The organism is uncultured Aquimarina sp., assembly GCF_947500065.1.
In the GTDB taxonomy this organism is placed as follows: domain Bacteria; phylum Bacteroidota; class Bacteroidia; order Flavobacteriales; family Flavobacteriaceae; genus Aquimarina.
In genome coordinates, this window is sequence record NZ_CANMQT010000009.1 from 149,686 (window position 1) to 172,948 (window position 23,263).

A 23,263-nucleotide genomic window follows, 5' to 3' on the forward strand; every position below is an offset into this window, starting at 1 on the left:
AAATAGACTAAGATGTTAGTATTCAATTTTAAATAGAGATAGTCTAATACATGATAAATACAAATGTTTTAAGATAAGGATTTAGTATAAAACCGTATATTTATCACACTTAAAAACAGTATGGCTGAACTGGTAAAACTATATAATGAAAATCCTAATCCTCGCGAAATACAGCAAGTAGTAGATTGTTTGCGTAATGGGGGATTGGTAATTTATCCTACTGATACAGTTTATGGTTTAGGTTGTGATATTACTAATAATAGGGCTCTAGAGCGTGTTGCACATATTAAAGGAGTGAAGCTTGCTAAGGCGAATTTCTCATTTATATGCAGTGATCTTAGTAATTTATCTGATTATGTTAAGCAAATAGATAATAGCACATTTAAACTATTAAAAAGAACGTTGCCCGGTCCTTATACCTTTATATTACCTGGGAGTAATAATTTACCAACGGTATTTAAGAAGAAGAAAACAGTTGGAATTAGAGTTCCTGATAATAATATTTGTAAAGCAATTGTAGAAAATTTAGGAAACCCTATTGTATCCACATCGATTTATGATGAAGATGAGGTTATAGAATATACAACGGATCCAGAATTAATCCTCGAAAAATGGGATAAGTTAGTGGATATTGTTATTGATGGTGGTTATGGAGATAATATGGCTTCTACTGTAATTGACCTTACAAGCGGAGAACCAGTTCTCATTCGAGAAGGAAAAGGAGCAATAGATATTATCTAAGAAACTATATATTTCAATTCATTTCTGTACGTACTTGGTGTTTTTCCTGAAAATTGTTTGAAGAGTTTATTAAAATGTGAAAAATTACTAAAACCACTTTCATAACAGATATCGGTAATACTTGTTTGTTTCTCGTGTAATAATTTTGCTGCGTGTACTAATCTATATTCATTTACAAATTGAATAAAGGTTTTTCCGGTGTTTTTTTTGAAGTATCTACAGAATCCTGGAACGCTCATACTTACTTTATCTGCAATCTCTTCTAGTGGAATTTGTCTGGTGAATTCTTCTTGAACAAAATTAAAAATAAGATTGATACGATTATTGTCTTGTAATGATGTTTCTATTATGAAACCTTCTGCATTAAGAAGCGAATAATCGTTAGTTTGTTGCATTTCTTTAAAAACTTGTAATATACCTAGTAATCTATCAAAAGGATCTAGCATAGCCAGAGCTTCTATCCGAGCTCCAATTCTACGTTTAGTATTTCCATGAAATACAATGCCTTTTTTAGCCTGTTCTAATAGTTGATTGATTCCACTCATTTCAGGGATATTAAAAAAAGAATTACCTAGAAATTCTGGTAGCATTTGTATAATGGTTTCACTTTTGTTTAGTGTTAAACTATCTGTAAAACCGCGATGAGGTAAATTAGAACCGATAAGGATTAAGGCTCCATTTCTGTAATAAGACATATGACTACCTATTTGTCTCTTTCCAGTACCTCCATTAACATATACAATTTCGATTTCGGGATGGTAGTGCCAAATAGGGGCTTTGTTCATTTTCTCTTGAGAGAAATTCTCGTAATAAAATGAACTACCGAATTCTGGAACTATTTTTTCTAAAGATGGTTTAATGCTTTTCTTCATTTTAGGGGAATTTTCTCCATACGCTAATTTTGTAAATATAATACATATCCAACGTTAATTAAATGTGAAATATTTTAAATTGTATGTTAAATTAACTTTACTGTGGTTTTAAAGTATATTTCAGGGTTAAAATAGAACATATATATGCAAATATAGTTGTATTTCTGGATATGATACCTACGCTATATTTGCAGAGTAAAATATTAACAACAACAAAAACCTAAGTTATGAGAAGAGTAATTAACCTATGCCTGATTACACTAGTAATTATCACAAGTAATATTGCTAATGCTGCAGGAAGAGTTTCAGTTGAAATCACTAATTCATCAATGGTTAATGTATCATTGACAGAAGTTGTAAAAGGAGAAAAATTATTCCTTAAGGATTATTACGGCGAAATATTATTTAATGTAACATTAGAGGCGACACCAACTTATCAGAAGTATTTTAACCTTAATAATGTTCCGGAAGGTGTGTATTTTGTAGAAACAGAATCTGAGTATGAAATAAAAGTAACCCCTTTATTAAAGAATGACAAGGGAGTTTCTTTAATAGATACTTCATCGGTAACAGTATTTAAACCTTTGGTTCAAGCAGAAAACAATATTATTAAAGTACTATTTAATAATATGGAAAAGTCACCCCTTAATCTAACTATTTATGATAGTGAGTTTAGATTATTGGAGGAAATAATAGGTAATGAGGAAACAGTGTTAAAAAGAACATATGATTTTTCTAAAATGCCTAAAGGAGAGTATAAGTTATATTTCTCATTAAAAGATAGAACGTTTATAAAGAAAGTTAGTATTTAATTGTTTCATTATTAACTCAACCACTTGAAAAGCAGCACTAACCATGCTGCTTTTTTTATTTTTACAAATATTTTTTTGAGTTAAAATAGGATAGATATCGATCAATATAGCTGTTTTTATTGAACTGCTTTTAAAGTATTTTTATAGTATCAAGTGAATCAATAAAAGTTTTAATTATGAATAGAATAACAGAAATTTATCTAGTAGTAGTGGCAGTTTTTATAGTTTCTTTTTCAAACTCAACGGAAGAGTTTTCTTTAGAAATAGAAGAGTTTTCTTTGGAAACAGACGAATTTTTAAACGGATAGGAGCAAAGTATTTCTTCTTGTTTTAAAAGTAGCCAAGTATTTCTTTGACTGATGTTTTGTAGTTTCGACCTATAGGAATTTTTATTCCTTTTATTTCAATTTCTGTAGTAGAAAACACATCGATATAATCTATTCCAATAATAAAGGATCTATGCACTCTTAAAAATCGTGCGCTAGGAAGAATATTTTCGATACTACTGATGCTTTTATAAGCAATTATTTCTCGATCCGCAGTTTTTACTTTTATATAATTTTTTAAACTTTCTATATAAAGAATATCTTTTAAAAATATCTTTTGCATTTTTTTCTCAACCTTTAGATATATAAATACATCGCGATAATCAGTGTCGTTACTATTACTAATCGGTGATATTATTTTATTAGATGTAGTTTTTAAAAGATGTAAAGTTTTGTTAATTGATTTCAAGAACCTTGAAAACTCTATAGGTTTTAATAAATAATCAATAGCTTCTAGATTAAAAGCATCTACTGCATAATCGCTATACGCTGTTGTGAAAATAACTTTAGGAGCAGGAGTAAGGTCTTTTAAAAAATCAATTCCGGTTAACTCAGGCATTTGAATATCCAGAAAAATTAAATCTATATTGTTATCTGCTATAATATTAAAGGCTTCCAAAGCATTCGCACAAGATGCTATAAGTTCTAGGTGATTGATCCTGGAAATATAATTTTCAATGATTTCTCTGGCTAACGGCTCATCATCAACAATTAAACATTTAATTGTACTATTCATGTGGATATTTTAGTTAGGTTTAATTTCAAAATAACTTCATATGATAGTTCATTATCTTCTATATGTAGCGAATGTTTATCAGGATACAGAAGATGTAATCTTTTTTTTACATTATTAAAACCAATACCGCCAATTAATTCCTGTTGTTGCTTGCTATCAGTTAACTTGGCATTTTCTACCTGCATTACTAGATTATTTTCTTTGGCAAATATATTAACAACGATCCAGGATTTTTTTGATAAAGAAGTACCATGTTTAAATGCATTTTCTACAAATGGAATAAGTAAAAAAGGAGATATTTGATAATCCTTATCTAATTCTGAATTGAAACTAATATCTACCGTAGTATCAAATCTTAATTTTTCAAGATCCACATAATTTTTTAGATACTCTATTTCTTTCTTTAATGATACTTTAGGAACATTAGCTTCATATAGCATATAACGCATTAATTTAGAAAGTTTAAGAACAGCAATCTCTGCAGTACTAGACTTTTTTATAATTAAAGCATATAGATTATTTAGAGTATTAAACAAAAAATGAGGATGTACTTGATTACGTAGTTGTATAAGTTCGGCTTCAATTTTTTCTTTTTCAAGTTCTAAGGCTCTTTGTTGAGAATTGTAATAAAATTTAAAGAAACTATATCCCAAAGGGATGACTGCAGCTATGTTAACATCCAGAATAGTGTTCATTAATTCAGTAATTGTAAAATAGCCTTCACTATGCCAATTAGGAAAATAATTGGGTTCTACATAAAAGAATATGATTGGTCTTTGGATACAAATACTTGTAATTAGTAGTAATACTATATAAGAAATGATAAAAGCAATGAATTTTCGCTTGATTAAAAAAAATGGTAATAAAAGATAGATAGAAACATACACTAAGATCATTCTTGCGGGTAAACCAAAAGTTTGAATAGTAAATGAACGAACATAATCGTTATCATATGTACCCCAAGTAATTCCAAAAAATATAATCAATCCTATCCAGTAAAGAATGTGTTTAATTGCCCTGTTAGAAAAAAAACTTTTTAAAGGAGAGTGCTGCGTCATTATGATGGTTATAATCTAAAAAACTAAAATCTGAAAATTTTTGATAAAATAACAAAATTCAGGACGAACAACCGTCAATTTAGTACATACTACAGGAATTATATTTTTTTTATTCAGATAGCAACAAGCTTTTAGAATTTATCGGATTATTAGTTGTCTATCCCGAAATACTGCTATCCGTATAATGAAGTTGTAGTTGACCTATTGTGTATGGTTATTAGTGGTTGAAACAGTTAAAAATATTACTTATGAAATTTTATTCAAAAAAAGGATTATCGCTATTCGTAGTGTTATTGTCAATCTCTTTTTTTTGTCAAGCACAAAAAAAAGAAAGACTTACTCATGTAGAACCTCCGTTTTGGTGGACAGGTATGACAAATCCTGACCTACAGTTATTAGTACACGGAAAAAATATTAGTTTGTTTGATGTATCTCTTCAATATCCAGGATTACAATTAAAAAGTGTAAGCAAAGTAGAAAATGAGAACTATCTATTTCTAAACCTTAGTATTTCTAAAAATGCAAAGCCGGGATTTTTTTCGATTACGTTTACTAATGGAAAGGAAAAATTTAGTTACAGGTATCAATTAAAACCTAAAGCAGAAAGGGGACAAGTTGGTCAGGCAGTAACATCAGCAGATGTTGTTTATCTAATAACACCGGATCGTTTTGCGAATGGAGATATTACTAATGATTCAACGGATGATACATTGGAAAAATTAAATAGGAAAGATGAAAATGGCAGACATGGAGGAGATTTAAAAGGAATTTTGGATAATTTCGATTATTTTGAGGAATTAGGTGTTACCACATTATGGCTAAATCCTGTTTTGGAGAATGATCAGCCAGTATACTCTTATCATGGATATGCAATTTCGGATTTTTATAAAACGGATACTCGTTTTGGAAGTAATGATGATTATAAACGATTAGTGGGTCTATCACATGATAAAGGAATAAAAGTGATTATGGATCAGGTTTTTAATCATTGTGGTTCAGGTCATTGGTGGATCCAGGATTTACCTTCTAAGGATTGGTTAAATCAGTGGGATACTTTTACTAAAAGCAATTTCACCAATATTGCAGCTTCTGATCCTTATGTATCCTCCAGTGATTTTGATTTGCTAACCAAAGGATGGTTTGATGTTAACATGCCTGATCTAAATCTAGAAAATGATTTTCTCGCTACCTATATGATTCAGAATTCAATATGGTGGGTAGAGTATTCAGGCATAGATGGTATACGGTTAGATACTTATCCGTATCCAAATAAACACGCCATGTCCAGATGGATGAAAGCGCTTACTCAGGAATATCCAGATTTTTATATGGTTGCAGAAACCTGGGCAGAAAGGGCTTCTTATTTGTCCTATTGGAATAACGATAAAATGAATAGAGATGGGTATATTTCTAATGTTAAAAGTATAAGCGATTATGCATTGTATTATTCAATGATAAGAGCTTTCGAAAAAGGAGGAGATATTTCTGAACTTTATAAAACACTCGCAGAGGATTTTGTATATGGAAATCCGGAAAATAATAAGGTTTTTAATGGAAACCATGATGTTGATCGTTTATTAGCGTTATTAGATGGTGATGTTAAGAAACTAAAGCTCAGTATGGCCTTTACACTTACTACAAGAGGAATTCCTCAAATTTATTATGGAGATGAGATTTTGATGAAAAATAGGCGTCCTGATGGCAAGGTACGACAGGATTTTCCCGGTGGATGGAAAAATGATACTCGAAACGCTTTTACCAAAGAAGGAAGAACAGTTCAGGAAAATGAAATTTTTAATTACATAAAAACAATCCTTAACTGGAGAAAAAAAGCGAAGTCTATTCATAACGGAAAACTGACACACTATCAACCCATTGATAATGTTTATGTATATTTTAGATATACAGATACAGAAAATACCATGATCATTATCAATAATAGTGATAAAGACTACGCTAGTTTTAAATTGGAACGCTTTAAAAAATCTCTAGAGGGATATTCAAAAGGGAAAGATATCTTAAATGGAGTTGAATTAAATGATTTTCAAGATGTTACGCTTTCTGGAGATACAGCTTTGATTATAGATTTGGTAAGATAAAAGTTCTTCTATAGCTTCTTCTTTTTGTTCAAGTACACTTCATTGTTAACAATGAAATTAAATACTTGGATTCGATACAAGAAAAGGTATAGATAAAACCTAATTACTTGCAGTTATAGTTTTATGTTTCTTCTCCTTCTGGGAGGATTAAGGTGAGGTTTTTTATTGTAAAAATCCCTTATTCTAATTTCTAAGCATCATCTCGCCAATAGCAATAGTGCTGTTGTCCAAGAAGAAAGAACTCCTTTAGATTGTAAAAACATGCTATACTTTTATTATTTTAGTTTTGAGCATAAAAAAAGGGTTAATAATTAAATTAACCCTTTTTTTATAAATATTTTTATTTTCTAATTACCGCCTTCGCTAGCTTTTTTCATTCCGTCTTCGATCATATTATAGAACTGATCTAGTTTAGGAAGTACTACGATTCTTGTACGTCTGTTTTTAGAACGGTTAGAGGCAGAAGCATTATCTGCAACTGGCACATAATAACTACGTCCCGCAGCGGTCATACGTTTAGGATCTACTTTGAAATCATTTTGTAATACACGCACAACAGAGGTTGCTCTTTTTACACTTAAATCCCAGTTATCTAAAAGTACCTTATTTTTAATTGGCACATTATCTGTATGTCCTTCTACTAAGAATTCGATATCTGGTTTATCGTTCACCACTTTGGCAACTTTACCTAGTACTTCACGAGCTCTTGTGGAAACGTTGTAACTACCGCTTTTAAATAATAACTTATCAGAAATAGAAACATATACTACTCCTTTTTCTACATTTATCTCAATATCTTCATCTGCAAGGTTACCTAAAGCTCCTTTCAGACTTGTTACCAATGCCAAAGTCACAGAATCTTTTTTATTCAATGCATCATTCATTGTTTTGATCTGAAGATCTTTTTCTTTAATACTTTCTAAAGATCTCTCTAGGTTTTCTGCTTCTTTAGTTGATAATGTTGCAAGATTACCAACATTGTTTAATAGTGCAGAATTTTGGTTTTTAAGATTTGATACTTGATCTCTAAGAACTTTCAATTCAGAGCTTTCGCTTGCTTTTTCTTCAAGGCAGCTGTTTAGTTTAACAGTAGCTGTATTTAATAAATCTTGAGTTTCTTTTTGTTTTGCTTCTAGGTCCGTAAATTTCTTTTGTGATACACAAGAAGATAATAGGACAGCTATTGAAGCTCCGATAATCATTGCTTTTTTCATTAGAAAATTTGTTTTTAGTCTTATTCTGGTTATATAACTCAAAATTATTAAAATTGTGACGCAATATCGCCCTGTTAACAATAATTTAATGAATATAACCTTACAAATGGTTAAATAGTTTTTTGTTCAAAATATAATACTGCCATACAACGGAAGAAACAGTATAATATTTCCTTCTATCAGTTGATTTTTTTCGTTTTTTAACAAAAGTTGGCAAATTTTTGTAAAAGCTGAAATGGGCTTTAAGAATTGCTAAACAATGTGAAGGCTTTCCTTCTACTATATATTTTACTCCAGCAACTCCATCTAATATCATTCGAATAAAGATAATAAACCAAATAGATACTCCAAAAGAGTTTTTTACCATCATCAATAGATTGTTTCTGAAATTAAGAAAGGTTTTTCTTGGGTTGAGTGTGTTTAAAGTAGCTCCACCAAGGTGATATACTTCAGATGAACCTATATATTTAATATCATAGCCATGATTTCGTATACGCCAGCAGAGATCTATTTCTTCCTGATGTGCAAAGAAATCTTCATCTAATCTCCCAGTTTCTTCAAAAACTGATTTCCGAATAAACAAACATGCTCCGCTTGCCCAGAAAATATCCGTGGTATCATTGTACTGTCCTTTGTCTTCTTCTAACGTGTCAAAAATTCTTCCGCGACAGAAGGGATATCCTAATTTATCCATAAAACCTCCAGCAGCACCTGCATATTCGAAGTAGTTCTTTTTTTTATAATCAAGAATTTTGGGTTGTACTGCAGCAATGTTTTCAGAACTCTTAAAAGTTTCTATTACTGGAAGAAGCCAATTCTCAGTTACTTCCACATCACTGTTTAGTAAGCAGTATACATCTGCATCAATTTTTGCCAAGGCATCATTATATCCTTTGGCATATCCACCGTTTACTTCATTTTGGACAATTTTCACTTCAGGAAAAGAAGTTTTTACGAAATCTATAGAATCATCCGTAGAAGCATTATCAGCTAGATACACAGTTGCTTCTTTAGAATACTTCACAATGGACGGAAGAAACTGTTCTAATAATGAACGTCCATTCCAATTTAATATGACGACTGCTATATTCACGTTTGCAAATAAATAAAAAATAATATTAAGAAGTTACTATTTATAAAGTGTTGTGCATTTTGGTGTTTTTAAATCCCAAATTCGTCAATTCGATTGCTTCGACCTTAGGAAGAAGTATATCGAGAATAGGATTTTGGATCAAAAAAAGCTATTCTCTATACAATTTTTCTTCGTTTCACTATAAAAAATCACTCGAATTGACGTTTCCTTTATAGTATTAGTTTCAAAATGTACAACGATTCTATTTATAATCAGGAATATCTTTCAGAAAAGCATATCGTTTTTCTATATAATCCATTTGACAATAGTAATGATTCATTCCATTGGTGATCATAAGATATTCTGCATTCAATGCAAGATTGTAGCGAGCAATCTGGTCAAAAACTTCTTGTGTGATTTTTACAGTATGAGATTTACATTCTATAATAAGATAGATGCTACCATCTGGGTTGAAAATAATGATATCATAACGTTTATTAAGATCATTGACTTTGATAAGTTTTTCTACATTAATAAGACTCTCAGGGTATTTTTTTTCTTCGATTAAATAATTTACGGTATGTTGTCTAACCCATTCCTCTGGAGTAAGGATGATAAATTTTTTGCGAATTCTGTCAAAAATAGAAACTTTATTTTCGCTACTTTTGAACCTGAACTGGTATGCTGGGAAGTTAAGCTTTTGCATGACACAAATTTGATGATTTTTTCTGAATGGATGAAGTAAAACAGATTGTAAGCGATATTAAGAATGGAAATATCAAGCCTATTTATTTTTTGATGGGTGAAGAATCATATTATATTGATAGAATTTCAGAATATATTGACAAGAATGTACTAGCAGAAGAAGAGAAGGGATTTAATCAGATGGTATTGTATGGTCGTGATGTAACTATAGAAGATATCGTTTCTAATGCTAAACGGTATCCAATGATGGCAGAGCGCCAAGTGGTGATTGTAAAAGAAGCACAGGATTTATCCAGAACGATAGAAAAGTTAGCAGATTATGCAGAAAACCCTCAGCCTTCTACAGTTTTAGTTATTTGTTACAAGTATAAAAAGATAGATAAGCGAAAGAAACTATATAAAATAGTAGCTAAGAATGGGGTTATTTACGAAAGTAAAAAACTCTATGAAAATCAAGTTTCTGATTGGATCAGAAGGGTTTTAGCGGGTGCAAAATACAATATAGAACCGAAGGCTTCTCAGATGTTAGTAGAGTTTTTAGGAACAGATTTAAGTAAGATCAATAATGAATTAGAAAAATTAAAATTGATCATACCAAAAGGAGAACCCATTACCGCCGATAAAATTGAAGAAAATATCGGAATTAGTAAGGAGTTCAATAATTTCGAATTGCGTAAGGCAATAGGAATGAGAGATGTATTAAAAGCTCATCGTATAATCAACTACTTTGCTCAAAACCCAAAAGACAATCCTCTAGTAGTTACAATCTCTTTATTATACGGTTTCTTTTCTCAGGTATTACAATACCATGGGTTATCTGATAAATCACAGCGTAACGTAGCGAGTGCTTTAAAGATTAATCCATATTTCGTGAGTGATTACTCTGATGCTGCTCGAAATTATCCTATGAAGAAAGTGAGTCAGATCATTGCGTTATTACGAGAAGCTGATGTTAAGAGTAAAGGAGTAGGAGCAGCCAATCTTCCTCCAGGAGACATTCTGAAAGAACTTTTAGTGAAAATAATGGGGTAATAATCTATTATTAATAATTGTTTAACAGGCGCTTAGCAATAACAATCTTAATTTTAGGAAATGCAAATCTTTAATTTTTTTTCTAAAAGTATTTTCCCAATATTATTGGTCAATTTCATAGGGATTTTAGGGTATAGTATCGTAATTCCAATCCTGATTTTTATAGTTACTGATTTAGGAGGTAATGGTTTTATTTATGGAATTCTGGGTGCTATGTATCCATTTTTTCAATTTATAGGAGCTCCAATTCTTGGAAGACTTTCTGATCGGATAGGACGAAAGAAGGTATTGGTAATCAGTCAAGCAGGAACTTTTATCGCTTGGTTACTTTTTTTAATAGCCTTGATACTTCCGGAAATAACCTTGTGGTCATCAGATTCGGGGTTTAGTGGTAAGTATGTTATGACGCTACCATTAATATTAATATTTGTGGCTAGAATTTTTGATGGATTTACTGGAGGAAATGTTTCTGTTGCGAATGCATATCTTTCTGATATTTCTACGGATGAAGATCGCGATAAGAATTTTGGTATGATGGGAGCATCTACAAGCTTAGGTTTTGTTCTAGGACCTGCAATTGCTGGAGTTTTAGCTTCTACAATTATGGGAGAAACATTACCTATTCTTCTAGCTGCTATTATTTCGTTAATTGCCATTTTGGTTATATTTATTAGACTTCCAGAAAGTAATCCTTGTATGGTAGATACCGGAAACTTAAATTTCAAATCTTTTAGAAGGTTTTTTCAAGTGGAACATAAAGATTGTTTTGATGATGCTATAGGTGCGGATAAAAATCATAATACATTTAGAAATGTGCTTAGGCAAAGAGGCATCCCATTGTTATTTACTATTTATTTTTTGACATTTTTAGGGTTTAGTTTGTTCTATGCAGGATTACCGATATACGCTTCTACTATTTTAGAATGGACTGCTATTGATTTAGGTATATTTTTGGCGTATTCCAGTTTTATAATGATTTTGGTTCAAGGACCATTATTATCTTTTCTTTCAGGTAAAGTATCTAACATTCTATTGGTTACTGTCGGAACGGTACTATTATCTCTGAGTTTTTTTCTTCTTTCTAATTCTAGTATTATCATATTATATGTAGCCAACACTTTATTATCAATTGGTAATGGTTTAATGTGGCCTAGCTTCTTGTCTCTTTTATCAAAAACAGGAAATTCTTCGATGCAAGGAGCTATTCAGGGATATGGTAATAGTATGGGGAGTTTGGCTAGTATTGTTGGATTAGTTGTAGGAGGAATTATGTTCGAAAGTATAAACGTGACAATTTTTATTATTGGGGCAGGCGTGTTTTTATTGATATTTATTCTCCTATTAATAAATTATATACAGACCAAAAGAACTTCATTAAAGATTGATCAAAAACTAGAAACAGTCTAAATAGAATATCAGAAATCTTATTTTAAACTGAAGTATAATTCTCTAAGGAATTGGCAAAAACGAAAAATCTTTTACTTCGGTCATTACAAATGAACTCTGTACTTTAGAAATGTTTTCTAGTGACGCTAGTTTATTGGAAAGAAAGTTTTGATATGATTCCATATCTTCAGCATATATCTTAATCAAATAATCAAACATACCAGCCACGTGATAACATTCTACCACCTCCGGAAATTGCTGGATATCTTTTTCGAATTTTTTTAAATAATCTGTCTGGTGCAGGTTTAAGGTAACGTTACAAAACACCATAAGCTGTAATCCTGCTTTTTTTCTATCAAGAATGGCTTTGTAAGATTTTATATACCCTTCACGTTCCAGTTTCTTAACTCGTTCGAAAATTGGAGTAGTAGTAAGACTTAAACGTTCTGCAATTTCTTTGATAGTGATTTTACCATCTTTTTGTAATAAATTAAGGATAGATCGATCCGTTTTATCCATAATATTTTTCTCTTTAAATTACTTTAATAAACCAAAAATAGAATAAAATTCTTTTAAAGCTATCTATATGTATTATTATTTCTAAATAAATACCTAAAAATGGTTTTTAATTCTTTTTCATATAATTTTATATAACAACAAATACTAATTATTACTAACAATTTATATAGCTAACAAATGAAAGATCATAATTTTAATCCAGAGAGTTTAATGATGACTTATGGTTATAAGCCTGAGTTGTCTGAAGGAGCCATAAAATGTCCAATATTTCAGACTTCAACCTTTGTTTTTAAAACGGCTGAAGAAGGGAAAGCCTTTTTTGAGTTAGCATATGGTTTGCGTGAAAAATCGGAAAAAGAAGAGTTAGGATTGATTTATAGTAGAATTAATAATCCTAATCTCGAAATATTAGAAAACAGATTATGTCTTTGGGATAAAGCAGATGATTGTGCTGTATTCGAGAGTGGAATGTCTGCAATTAGCACGGTGTTATTAGAGTTTCTAAAACCTGGAGATTTATTAGTATATAGTAATCCTGTATATGGAGGAACGGATCATTTTATTCACCATTTTTTAGATAAAATAGGAGTTGATACTATTGGGGTAATGCCAAATCAGAGTATAGAAGAAGTGGAGGAGATGATTCAAGCTTCTGGTAAAGCCGATAAACTGGCAATGATTTATCTGGAAACTCCTGCTAACCCTACAAATGATATTGTAGATATCGAAAAGTTTAGTCAGATTGCTGCTAAGTATAGTACAGGAGAAAGGAAAGCGTTAGTAGCTGTAGATAATACCTATATGGGTCCATTATGGCAACATCCCTTACAGTGTGGTGCAGATCTTGTACTGTATTCTGCAACTAAGTATATTGGTGGACACAGTGATCTAATTGCAGGAGCTGTTTTGGGGAATGCAGAATTAATGATTCGCGTAAAGACTTTACGTACGTTCTTGGGTAATATGGTAAGTCCGCATACAGCTTGGTTATTGCTTAGAAGTTTAGAAACTTTAAAAGTGCGAATGGATCAACAAACAGAAAATGCACAGTTAGTAGCAGACTACTTAGATAAGCATCCTAAAATCGAGAAAGTGTATTATTTGGGATTGCTTCCAGAAGGAACTGAATCCTATAATATTTATAAGAAACAATGCTCTGCTCCTGGAGCAATGGTTTCTTTTGATATTGTGGGTGGAGAAAAAGAAGCATTTATGTTTCTTAATAATCTTAAACTGATGAAGCTAGCAGTTAGTTTAGGAGGTACAGAAAGTTTATCTGAGCATCCTAAAACAATGACTCATGCTGGAGTTGATGAAGCACAAAGACAACAAATGAATATTACCGATCAATTAGTGAGGTTATCAATTGGAGTAGAAAGTGCTAAAGATCTTATTTGGGATCTGGAACAAGCTTTGGAGAAAGTTGAAGTTGGTGTTGTTTTGGAAATAGAAACGGTTTAAAATTATAAATGGTATATTATAAAAGCCTGGTTAATAAGTTAGCCAGGCTTTTTGTTTTAAATGAAACCTTTAGTAAAATTAGATCTTTATCCTATTAAAATTCATTAATTATTAGCTAGCATAGTTTTCTTTATCGGGAGTAATTCTTTATAAGTTAGACACCTCCAAATCCATTCTAACGGGCCATATAGAAAATATGATAACCAAATTTTGCTGACAATTACTTGAAAAATAAAAACTAGTATTGCTGTCAATAATGCTCTTGATGGACTTAAAGTTTCATATAGTCTAAATCCAATTGAACTAAAAAGGATTAAAGCAATTAAGCTTTGCATTATATAATTGGTCAAAGCCATTCTACCTGCATATTTTAGTGGTGATAAAATAGACTTCAATTTTGTGTTGTACCAAAACCATCCTATAACCCAAAGATAAAACAAGCCCATTGCTATATCCGAGAGTACCATTAATTTTATGAATACGGAACGGAAACTATTATTAGAATAAATTTCTAAGTTGGGGAGTACAAATAAAAAAATGATTCTATATATGTTGGTTATAACTCCAACAATTAGTGCTGGCTTTTTTATTTTTTCAATAAATAAATCAAGAGATGCATAGATTTTATTTTTTCCGAGATAAAGTCCAAGTAGAAACATAGAAATCGCAACAGGAGCAAGGAACCCAAATAACATGGGTATATTAGAAAGGTATTCTAATAATCTCAATTCGATTCCGGCAACATAGGTCCCATCTTTTATAATTTGGTTGACAGTTTCTCCGGTATAATCGCTTAAAAAAGTATCCGGACGAAAATTTAGAACATTAAAAATATATTCAAGAAGTTGGTCATAAAAAGGAAAAATGAGAAAAATTACAGACAACCAAAGAATTAATTTGTTTGACTTTTTGATCATAAGAGTTGTAAAAAGACCAAGTAGCGCATATAGGTTTAGTACGTCTCCAGACCATAAAAATACAATATGAAATATTCCAAATAGGAATAGTATGAACATTCTTCTTGCAAAGAATGAAAATGAACGTTTATTTTTCTCTAACATTTTTAGTGCCTGCATTGAAATCCCTAAACCAAATAACAAAGAGAAAATCGGAAAGAATTTTGTGTAAAAAAATAATTGTAAAATTTTTTGGGATATCTGATCTATGTTAGAAGTCCATTGTTTTGCAAATTCATCCTGATTTAGAAAAGTAGAATTCATTATAGTAATATTGACGACAAAAATTCCGAGAATTGCAAAACCTCGAAAAACATCTAATAAATCAATTCTTTTTTTTGCTTTTACTGGTTGTTCGTTCAATTTTACCTTTTTTAGTGTTGAATAATGAAGTATACCTTTTTATTTTGAAAATTTCTCTGTTAATAAATCCCATAACTCAGAATAACCATCATCATATCCTAGCGCCCAAATTCCAACTCCTCCGATCTTGTTATTTTTTATCCAATCATATTTAATTGAAAGTGATTTTACATCTTCGAAGAAGATTTGTCTATATTCTTTGTTATTATCTTTAACAATGAGATAACTTGAAGAACTTTTGGGATCAAACTGTATTGGGATTTTTAATGAATCAATATATAATTCCCTTATTGATTGATAACGTGGGTGAGATTTAAATCTAGTAACAACGGCACCTATTTCGGGTTTTTTAGTATACCATTCCGCTCCATAATAAGGTAATCCAACGATTAGTTTATTAAAATGAACGCCTTTGTTCTTATAGTAATTAACTGATGTTTCCAGACCATTCCCGAATTTCTTGCTTTTTTTGAAAGGTGTAACAGGTCCAGTGGTTTTACTAAAACTTCCATAATAATCATATCCCATCAAAGTATAAAAATCTATATATGGATCAATGGCGTTTATATCAAAAATATCATTCCAGTCAATAGCATAAAGACACAGTGAAACCATATAGTTGGGGTTATCTTGTTTTAGACTTTTTGAAATCTCAATGATAAATTTGGTAAAGTATTCTTTGTCTTTTTTTGGAACTCCTTCAAAATCAATATTTATTCCGTCTGCGGATCTTAAGGCTAATAAACTGGATAGACTATCTATTAGTGTCTTCTGAGCTTTTTGATTTCTCAAGAAAGTAGTATTGTTTTTCCTTCCAAAATTAGAAACAGAAAAAAACACCTTACACCCCTTTGCTTTAGCACTATCTATCAAAGAAGTGGTTTTCCATTGATGAATACTTTTATAACTACCAGTTTCTGGTTGCAAAGCATATGAAAAATAGGAGAGTCCCCATAACATGGAGAAGTTATAATTTTTGTAAGAAGAACCGTTAGAATAGAGATGCCATCCAAACGTACGGATATCGGAATGTACTTTTCCTTTTTTATGAAGTACTTTTTTATGAGAAACAGTATTTAAACTATCCCATTGTTCTTCAGTTTTAAGATTGTAATCTTCTAATTTCTGATTTTGTAAATGACGTTGGCTAATAAAACGAATACTATCGTTTGGACTTAGTGGATTTTCATCATTCTCTTTAGATTTATTATTAACATTACAGCTAACCAATAGAGACAACGAAAAAATCAGAGTAAATAGCTTTTTCATATATTTTTGTATAACCTACAAATATAATTATTAAAGATAATGATATGCTCTTCATATGTATGTCAATAGTCATTAATTAAACGATTAATAACAATAAAGGTCTCTTTACTACTAGCTTTTTTGTTTCTAATATTCTGATTGTAAGTTTTTTATGTTTAAAAAAGGGGAATGTCACTGCTTAAAATAGGTGTTTTTCCCCATTGCGTTGTGTGGATTCCTGATATATATTTGTACCATAATTATTAATAAAAGATATACGAACCATTTTTACACTCACAGAATTATGAAATTATTAAGCATCGACTTCCGTTCTATTTTAGATTTTTTACAAGAATTACCTAAAGCTTGTAGCCACGCTATTCATAGATAAAGAGGTAATAAACTGTTTTTTTTTAATTGTATAGGATTAGAACGTTGTTGTAATCCATTATCAGGAATCTTAGGCACTATAATATTAAATCCTCTACAGGTTAATTCTTTTAGATTAAAGAAGTATGGTTTAGATTTAACCAGTTTACTCTAGGTAATAATTCCATTTGTCTTTTAAATATATGATGTAATCCGCCTGCTTTTTATAAGGATAAACATTAGATTTATATAATTCGAATTCGCTCTCCGATATTGATTTGGAATAGTCAGTAGTATATTTTCGTTTTATAATATCTGCTTCTGAGCGAATATTTTTTAGTAAGACATCTTTTGTGTATAGAAAAATAGTAACGTTTACGTAAGGAACGAAAGAAGGATGCATGGAGTGAAGTCCATCAAAAATTAAAATATCTGAAGGTTCCATTTCAGAAAAAATCAAACCACTTGTTCCTTTATTATGATTATAAGGTTTAAAATTAATTGATTCTCCATTCTTTAGAGCTATTAAGTCTTTTAGAACTTCTTTTTGATTATATGCTTCAATATCATAACCACTTAATTCTTTTTTTTTACGCATCTCTCGATCTAGGAGATAAGAATCCATAGTCAAGTGATTGGTTTTTATATTGCTTTCAGTTAATAATTCAGATATTTTTTTTGATATATATGATTTGCCTAAATCAGCTGCTCCACATATAGACACTACGGTTAATTCGTTTTCTTTTCTATTGGCTAGTATTTCTGCGAGAAGTTTGTGTACTATCAATTAATTATTATTTATCTACTGCATTATGCATTAACTTTCTTAGCAATCAATTTCGTTTTATTAATAACTGCACTCCTAAACCGATAAATACAAATCCGCTGACTTTTTTCATAATTTTTCCTATTCGGCCATTCTTTCTCAAAGTGTTAGTCATAAATGAAGCAGAATAAGCCAGAAATAAACACCAGATTGTACCAGTGGTAAGAAAAGTTAGGCCAAGGATTATAAAAGGAATTGAGTTATCAACGTATTCAGGTTTTATGAATTGAGGTAGTAATGACAAAAAGAAAATTGCCACTTTCGGATTCAGCAAATTAGTCCAAAACCCTTGTTTGTAAATTTTCCACAAATCCGTTTTTTCAAATTCAATTTGTTTATCAGAGAATAATTTAGATTTGTCCAAAAGCATTCTAATTCCTAAATAAATCAAATAAATTGCCCCAATCCATTTTATTACATTAAAAAGTAATATTGATTTTGTTAATAGTATAGAAAGTCCAAATCCAGCTAACATAATATGAATTATTGCCCCACTTCCAATTCCGAGGACAGAATATATACCGGCTTTTTTTCCTTGAGCAATACTGCGAGTGATTATGTAGATAGTATCTGCTCCAGGTGTTAGGTTCATAATAATCCCAGCTATTATAAATCCTAAATAATTCTCTATTCCACTCATTTTAATTTAATTCTAACTTACCCACAGTACTATTCATTCTTTTTTTTCCACTCTTCCCAATTTGGCGATTCTTTTTTCCATAATGGAAGAGGTTGTATATCAGATTTATAACTAGGATATAATACATACCACGTTGTAGCTGTGTATCTATCTGTTCCTCCACCTACAATCGTATCCTTAATGTAATTTGTCATAAAGCCAGTTGAATACCCATTAGTTCCTGCAAGTTTAGTCCAATGATTTTGTGTCCTAAATCTAATTTTCATAGAATCATTATCAATTCTTGGTGCTTGACCAACAATAGTATTAATCTGAGCAAAAACTTCCTTTCCTTGAAAAATTGTTAAGAAATCGGCATCCGCCACGTGTTCCACACGGTTACTTCCCCAACCAATTCTAATAGGGTAACCTAGTCGTACTGCATCAATTAGTTTTGATTTATCTCCGAAAGTGACATGTCCATCTGCATCGTTTCGAAAAACCATTTCCCAACCTCCATTTGATTCATCAGGACTTTTACAGGATCCAAATAAAAATAAAAATAAAAAGATACTAAAGATTTGTAACGACTTAATTATTGTCTTGTGTTTCATTTTTTATTCATCTATATAATAACACAAATATTTGAACAGGAACAAGATAAGTATATATTTCTCGCATTCATATAAAAGATAAGATGAAAATATTAGGGCTTAAAACTCCTTAATTTAAATTAAAATAGAGATTCAAGGTAAAATTCCATAAAAAAACCTCAATTTGTGTCAGCTTGTTTTTATCACAAATAGCTGATTGTTAGTTTATTAAGTAATAAAAGGGGATATCCCACTGGTCAATTTGGGTGTTTTCCCCCATTGTGTCATATGCATTCCTAAAGTATATTTGTACCAGAGATATTAATAAAAGATTTACAAACCATTTTTACACATACTTTATTATGAATTTACTAGGCATTAATTTCCGTTTTATTTTAGATTTTTTACAAGAACTTCCTAAAGCAAGTAGTCACGCTATTCATAGATAGTATTTGTTGACAATTAGTAAAGATGAAATACAGGTAGTTTTACTTGTTTCACAAGAACATAAAAGAAGTTATTTTTATACTTAATTAAAAATCAGAGTCTATACAACAATTTTACACAAGATATTATGAAATCATTTCGCTTTAATTTCAAATTTATAAGAGAATTTTTAAGAGAACTTCCGAAGGCTTGTAGCCATGCGATACACAGATAGGATGTAATTGTAAATTGGAAGATACAATATATTAGAATTCGTGGGGAAATTCTAATAGTTAGTTATATTAGTGGGGACAAAAAACCGGATGCGTAAGTATCCGGTTTTTTATTGGTGTTATTTTCTTATAATAAGAAAGCTATTTCTTTTGGATTTTGACTGTTGTATTTCCAATCTTTAGGAAATATATTGTGGATGATAAAAGGGGAGAGACATCAATTTTATTGTTTGTAGAAGACACTGTACCATTAGAAATCAGCTTCCCTTCTAGCGTAAAGATGTCATAATCTACATGCTTTGGGTTTTTTAAATTAACAGTAATAATTGAATTTGCAGGATTCGGATAAACACTAAAAATAGTATTATTTCCTTCGACTTCTTCCACGGATAAAGTGGTTATCAAACCATTAATATCATATTGTGAAAAAAAGTTCCAGATCTCTGCAGATGCGTCAATATCATAGTTGGTACCTGCTGAACTAAAAGCAGAACCAGGCCATTTGTGTCCACCATTATTTATTTTATAGTGTTCTACTCGAGCACCATTATCTCCATTTTTGAATACTTGGTATTCTACAGTGGAACCATCACTAGGCTCAGTATCCGAAATACTAGTAATTTCTGGAGAGCTATCGCAATTATTAAAATCAGCCCAAAAACTAACAACATCCGAAGTAGATTCTATCCAATTAGCACCTTCATAAGGTACCGTTGTATCTGCTGTACCGTGAATTTCCATTACTGGAATTTGGTGAGAAGGGGTACAAGTGTTGGGTTGATTTTTGTTCATTGTTCCTGTAACTGATGCTATTGCCGCAATACGTCCACTAAGCTCACAAGCTAATTTGTAACTCATAAACCCTCCATTAGACATCCCAGTGCTATAAACTCGATCTGAATTGATGGTGTAATTCGACGATATTTCATCAATCAAAGCTTCTGTAAAACCTACATCATCGACATTACTAGTTCCCCAACCTACATTAAAGTGTGTATTTCCCACATTATCAACAGTACCCATAGGATGTACGATTAGAAATCCTTCTGAATCCGCAATAGATCTAAAATCACCATAAAACATTTGATCATTAGCACTTGATGTGTATCCATGGAAATTAAATAGTAAAGGGACTGCTGTGCTTGGTGAATATGATGCAGGAATATATAAGATATATTCACGTGTTAAACCATCATGTTCAAGCGTAGCGTTAATGGTTTGTTGGGCGATTACTGTAATTGAAAAACCGAAAAGGAATATAGCTGGCAAAAGCAATCCTTTTAAGTAATTAGCTATTTTAAGTTTAAAGAAGGTCATAGTATTTGAGTTTGTGTGAATTTAACGCCGCAATTTAGATCATTTTGGAAACAGGAAATATTTTTAGAAGGTTAGCGTAATGTTAAAACCTCTTAATAAAATCAAAAAACACTGTATCAATAAAAATCTAATCACGTTTCACATCCAAGTATAAAAAAAGCCAGATGAATAAACATCTGGCTTTAATTATTTTTAATAGAAGTGCTATTTTATTTAAGAGCACCTACCATATCTTCCGGTTTTACCCATTGATCAAATTCTTCTTCGGTAACATAACCTAAAGCAACAGCTTCTTGTTTTAAAGTAGTTCCATTTTTGTGTGCGGTATTAGCAATTTCGGCAGCTTTATAATATCCGATTTTGGTATTTAATGCAGTTACCAGCATCAATGAATTATTTAATAATTCTGTTATTCTTGCTTGGTTAGGTTCTATACCTTTTGCACAATGTTCATCAAAAGAAACACAAGAATCACCAATTAATTGAGCACTTTGCAGTAGATTCGCTGCCATTACCGGTTTAAATACATTTAGTTCGAAATGTCCTTGCATTCCACCTACATTGATAGCTACATCATTACCTAATACTTGTGCACATACCATTGTCAATGCTTCACATTGAGTTGGGTTTACTTTTCCAGGCATAATTGAACTTCCAGGTTCATTAGCAGGAATAATTAGTTCGCCAATTCCACTTCTAGGACCAGATGCTAGCATTCTTATATCGTTTCCTATTTTGTTTAAGGATACCGCAATTTGTTTTAAAGCACCGTGCGTTTCTACAAATGCATCATGAGCCGCTAAAGCTTCAAATTTGTTCTCTGCAGTTATAAATGGTAATCCTGTAAACTGAGCAATAAATTCAGATACTCTTTTGGCATATCCTTTTGGGGTATTTAAACCTGTTCCTACTGCGGTTCCCCCTAAAGCGATTTCAGCCAAATGTGGCAATGTATTTTCTAGAGCTTTCAATCCGTGATCTAACTGAGAAACATATCCAGATAATTCTTGCCCAATAGTAAGTGGTGTAGCATCCATAAAGTGAGTACGACCAATCTTTACAACATTTTTAAAAGTTTCAGATTTTTTCTTAAGAGTATCTCTTAACTGCATAATACCAGGAATCGTAACCTCTAAGATCTTTTTATAAGCGGCGATATGCATGCCTGTTGGGAAGGTGTCATTAGAAGATTGTGATTTGTTCACATCATCATTAGGTTGAATGGTCTTTTCTCCTTCACCTATAGTTTTCCCAGCTAATTGATGTGCGCGATTTGCTACAACTTCATTTACATTCATGTTACTTTGTGTACCAGAACCCGTTTGCCAGATTACCAGCGGGAATTGATCATCATGTTTCCCTGCTAGAATTTCATCACAAACTTGTGCAATAAGATCTCTCTTTTCGATAGGCAGGACACCAAGTTCACAGTTGGTGAAAGCTGCAGCTTTTTTAAGATAAGCAAAACCGTATACTATTTCTAAAGGCATGGAACCAGGTGCACCAATTTTAAAGTTATTTCTGGAACGTTCTGTCTGTGCTCCCCAAAGTTTATCAGCGGGCACTTTTACTTCGCCCATTGTATCTTTTTCTATTCTGTATTCCATAGCAGTGATGATTTGTTTTTTGAAGCGCAAATTTAAGAATTTGTATAGCTATTTCTGAATAAAGAATGTACTTTTTAAAAAGGAATGATATTTAAGTTTCAGTTTTGAAAATAAATCTTATTTATGCTATGAGATAAAAGGAAGAGTTATTATCTTTGGCAAAAATTGAAATTAGATTACTATTATGTTCGAATTTGATCAATACCTTGGTTTTTTAGCATTCTTAACAATCCTTACAATAGGATTTTGGTTGATGATATTTTTATTAACCTTTGTAGTTCCTTACTGGATTTTTGGTGCTACTATAGAAAACTTTAAGTTAAAGCAAGAAGCTAAACGTAAGGCTAGAGAAGAAGCTTAAATAATACGATTAGTTATAGTTATATATTAAAAAAGGGAGTCAGTTGACTCCCTTTTTTGTTGATTAAAAAGTAGTTAAAGCTATTTGCTTCACTTTACTCTAACTTCTGTAAGCTGTATTTAACGTATCAGTTATTTATCTATAGAATGACTTAGCGGAAGCTTTTAATAAAAATAAATTTTCAACAATTCATCTTCCCAGAGAAATAGAAATAGTCCAAACCTCTAAAAACATCTGCCCAATAAATCTTTCCATTTGTCCACAAAATTGAAACGAACATCCTCATACTAAAGTGAACAAGCTTTATAATTG

22 protein-coding genes are annotated in these 23,263 nt (G+C 31.1%); 8 read left to right on the forward strand and 14 right to left on the reverse strand.

Going from position 1 to position 23,263, the window contains the following annotated elements; all coding sequences use genetic code 11:
• Positions 1 to 120: 120 nt before the first annotated feature.
• A complete protein-coding gene (locus Q0975_RS21975; RefSeq protein ID WP_299440684.1) occupies positions 121 to 741 on the forward strand; it encodes an L-threonylcarbamoyladenylate synthase in 621 nt (206 codons plus the stop codon).
• Here the strand turns inward: Q0975_RS21975 and Q0975_RS21980 are convergent.
• Complete coding sequence (locus Q0975_RS21980) at positions 738 to 1,613, reverse strand: AraC family transcriptional regulator (RefSeq protein WP_299440687.1); 876 nt, start codon at positions 1,611 to 1,613, stop codon at positions 738 to 740. The genes Q0975_RS21975 and Q0975_RS21980 overlap by 4 nt on opposite strands.
• A 227-nt stretch (positions 1,614 to 1,840) precedes the next feature.
• Here Q0975_RS21980 and Q0975_RS21985 point away from each other — a divergent pair, with 227 nt between their 5' ends.
• The gene (locus Q0975_RS21985; protein ID WP_299440690.1) at positions 1,841 to 2,425 is read left to right on the forward strand and encodes a hypothetical protein; all 585 of its coding nucleotides are present in this window, start codon (positions 1,841 to 1,843) and stop codon (positions 2,423 to 2,425) included.
• Between the two features lie 176 nt (positions 2,426 to 2,601).
• Positions 2,602 to 2,733 carry a hypothetical protein gene (locus Q0975_RS21990; protein WP_299440693.1) on the forward strand — a complete coding sequence of 44 codons (132 nt, stop codon included), beginning with the start codon at positions 2,602 to 2,604 and terminating at the stop codon, positions 2,731 to 2,733.
• 22 nt (positions 2,734 to 2,755) lie between these two features.
• Here Q0975_RS21990 and Q0975_RS21995 read toward each other — a convergent pair whose 3' ends face one another.
• A complete protein-coding gene (locus Q0975_RS21995; protein WP_299440696.1) occupies positions 2,756 to 3,487 on the reverse strand; it encodes a LytTR family DNA-binding domain-containing protein in 732 nt (243 codons plus the stop codon).
• Positions 3,484 to 4,473, reverse strand: coding sequence for a histidine kinase (locus Q0975_RS22000; RefSeq protein ID WP_299440700.1), 990 nt, complete (start codon positions 4,471 to 4,473; stop codon positions 3,484 to 3,486). Before Q0975_RS22000 ends, Q0975_RS21995 begins: the two co-directional genes overlap by 4 nt.
• 320 nt (positions 4,474 to 4,793) lie before the next feature.
• On the opposite strand from Q0975_RS22000, the gene Q0975_RS22005 reads away from it, so the two are divergent.
• Positions 4,794 to 6,644 (forward strand): glycoside hydrolase family 13 protein, encoded by a 1,851-nt coding sequence (locus Q0975_RS22005; RefSeq protein ID WP_299440703.1) that lies wholly within the window; start codon positions 4,794 to 4,796, stop codon positions 6,642 to 6,644.
• 347 nt (positions 6,645 to 6,991) lie between these two features.
• Here Q0975_RS22005 and Q0975_RS22010 read toward each other — a convergent pair whose 3' ends face one another.
• The 3 genes from Q0975_RS22010 to Q0975_RS22020 form a co-directional block, all read right to left on the reverse strand.
• Positions 6,992 to 7,858 carry a flagellar motor protein MotB gene (locus tag Q0975_RS22010; protein WP_299440706.1) on the reverse strand — a complete coding sequence of 289 codons (867 nt, stop codon included), beginning with the start codon at positions 7,856 to 7,858 and terminating at the stop codon, positions 6,992 to 6,994.
• A 100-nt stretch (positions 7,859 to 7,958) separates the two neighbouring features.
• Complete coding sequence (locus tag Q0975_RS22015; protein WP_299440709.1) at positions 7,959 to 8,951, reverse strand: glycosyltransferase family 2 protein; 993 nt, start codon at positions 8,949 to 8,951, stop codon at positions 7,959 to 7,961.
• Between the two features lie 241 nt (positions 8,952 to 9,192).
• Positions 9,193 to 9,636, reverse strand: coding sequence for a type I restriction enzyme HsdR N-terminal domain-containing protein (locus Q0975_RS22020; RefSeq protein WP_299440712.1), 444 nt, complete (start codon positions 9,634 to 9,636; stop codon positions 9,193 to 9,195).
• A gap of 26 nt (positions 9,637 to 9,662) precedes the next feature.
• Here Q0975_RS22020 and holA point away from each other — a divergent pair, with 26 nt between their 5' ends.
• The gene (gene holA, locus Q0975_RS22025; protein WP_299440715.1) at positions 9,663 to 10,667 is read left to right on the forward strand and encodes a DNA polymerase III subunit delta; all 1,005 of its coding nucleotides are present in this window, start codon (positions 9,663 to 9,665) and stop codon (positions 10,665 to 10,667) included.
• 60 nt (positions 10,668 to 10,727) lie between these two features.
• The gene (locus Q0975_RS22030) at positions 10,728 to 12,074 is read left to right on the forward strand and encodes an MFS transporter (RefSeq protein WP_299440718.1); all 1,347 of its coding nucleotides are present in this window, start codon (positions 10,728 to 10,730) and stop codon (positions 12,072 to 12,074) included.
• Between the two features lie 42 nt (positions 12,075 to 12,116).
• On the opposite strand, the gene Q0975_RS22035 is transcribed toward Q0975_RS22030, so the two are convergent.
• Positions 12,117 to 12,572 carry an Lrp/AsnC family transcriptional regulator gene (locus Q0975_RS22035; protein WP_299440721.1) on the reverse strand — a complete coding sequence of 152 codons (456 nt, stop codon included), beginning with the start codon at positions 12,570 to 12,572 and terminating at the stop codon, positions 12,117 to 12,119.
• A 177-nt stretch (positions 12,573 to 12,749) separates the two neighbouring features.
• Between Q0975_RS22035 and Q0975_RS22040 the strand changes: the two genes are divergently transcribed.
• Positions 12,750 to 14,033 (forward strand): cystathionine gamma-synthase family protein, encoded by a 1,284-nt coding sequence (locus Q0975_RS22040; RefSeq protein ID WP_299440724.1) that lies wholly within the window; start codon positions 12,750 to 12,752, stop codon positions 14,031 to 14,033.
• A gap of 104 nt (positions 14,034 to 14,137) precedes the next feature.
• Here the strand turns inward: Q0975_RS22040 and Q0975_RS22045 are convergent, their stop codons facing one another.
• The 7 genes from Q0975_RS22045 to fumC all read right to left on the reverse strand — a co-directional run bounded on the left by Q0975_RS22045 (position 14,138) and on the right by fumC (position 22,590).
• Positions 14,138 to 15,352: a DUF418 domain-containing protein gene (locus tag Q0975_RS22045; RefSeq protein ID WP_299440727.1), complete on the reverse strand. Its 1,215-nt coding sequence runs from the start codon at positions 15,350 to 15,352 to the stop codon at positions 14,138 to 14,140.
• 39 nt (positions 15,353 to 15,391) lie between these two features.
• Positions 15,392 to 16,621 (reverse strand): glycosyl hydrolase family 18 protein, encoded by a 1,230-nt coding sequence (locus Q0975_RS22050; RefSeq protein ID WP_299440730.1) that lies wholly within the window; start codon positions 16,619 to 16,621, stop codon positions 15,392 to 15,394.
• A 514-nt stretch (positions 16,622 to 17,135) separates the two neighbouring features.
• Complete coding sequence (locus tag Q0975_RS22055; RefSeq protein ID WP_299440733.1) at positions 17,136 to 17,756, reverse strand: hypothetical protein; 621 nt, start codon at positions 17,754 to 17,756, stop codon at positions 17,136 to 17,138.
• A 46-nt stretch (positions 17,757 to 17,802) separates the two neighbouring features.
• Positions 17,803 to 18,435, reverse strand: a complete 633-nt coding sequence (locus tag Q0975_RS22060) for a LysE family translocator (RefSeq protein ID WP_299440736.1) — start codon at positions 18,433 to 18,435, stop codon at positions 17,803 to 17,805.
• Between the two features lie 29 nt (positions 18,436 to 18,464).
• Positions 18,465 to 19,028, reverse strand: coding sequence for a hypothetical protein (locus Q0975_RS22065; protein WP_299440739.1), 564 nt, complete (start codon positions 19,026 to 19,028; stop codon positions 18,465 to 18,467).
• A 779-nt stretch (positions 19,029 to 19,807) separates the two neighbouring features.
• A complete protein-coding gene (locus Q0975_RS22070; RefSeq protein WP_299440742.1) occupies positions 19,808 to 20,983 on the reverse strand; it encodes a T9SS type A sorting domain-containing protein in 1,176 nt (391 codons plus the stop codon).
• 209 nt (positions 20,984 to 21,192) lie between these two features.
• A complete protein-coding gene (gene fumC / locus Q0975_RS22075) occupies positions 21,193 to 22,590 on the reverse strand; it encodes a class II fumarate hydratase (protein ID WP_299440744.1) in 1,398 nt (465 codons plus the stop codon).
• A 184-nt stretch (positions 22,591 to 22,774) separates the two neighbouring features.
• Here fumC and Q0975_RS22080 point away from each other — a divergent pair, with 184 nt between their 5' ends.
• Positions 22,775 to 22,951 carry a hypothetical protein gene (locus Q0975_RS22080; RefSeq protein WP_162897257.1) on the forward strand — a complete coding sequence of 59 codons (177 nt, stop codon included), beginning with the start codon at positions 22,775 to 22,777 and terminating at the stop codon, positions 22,949 to 22,951.
• The last annotated feature ends 312 nt before the right edge of the window (positions 22,952 to 23,263 follow it).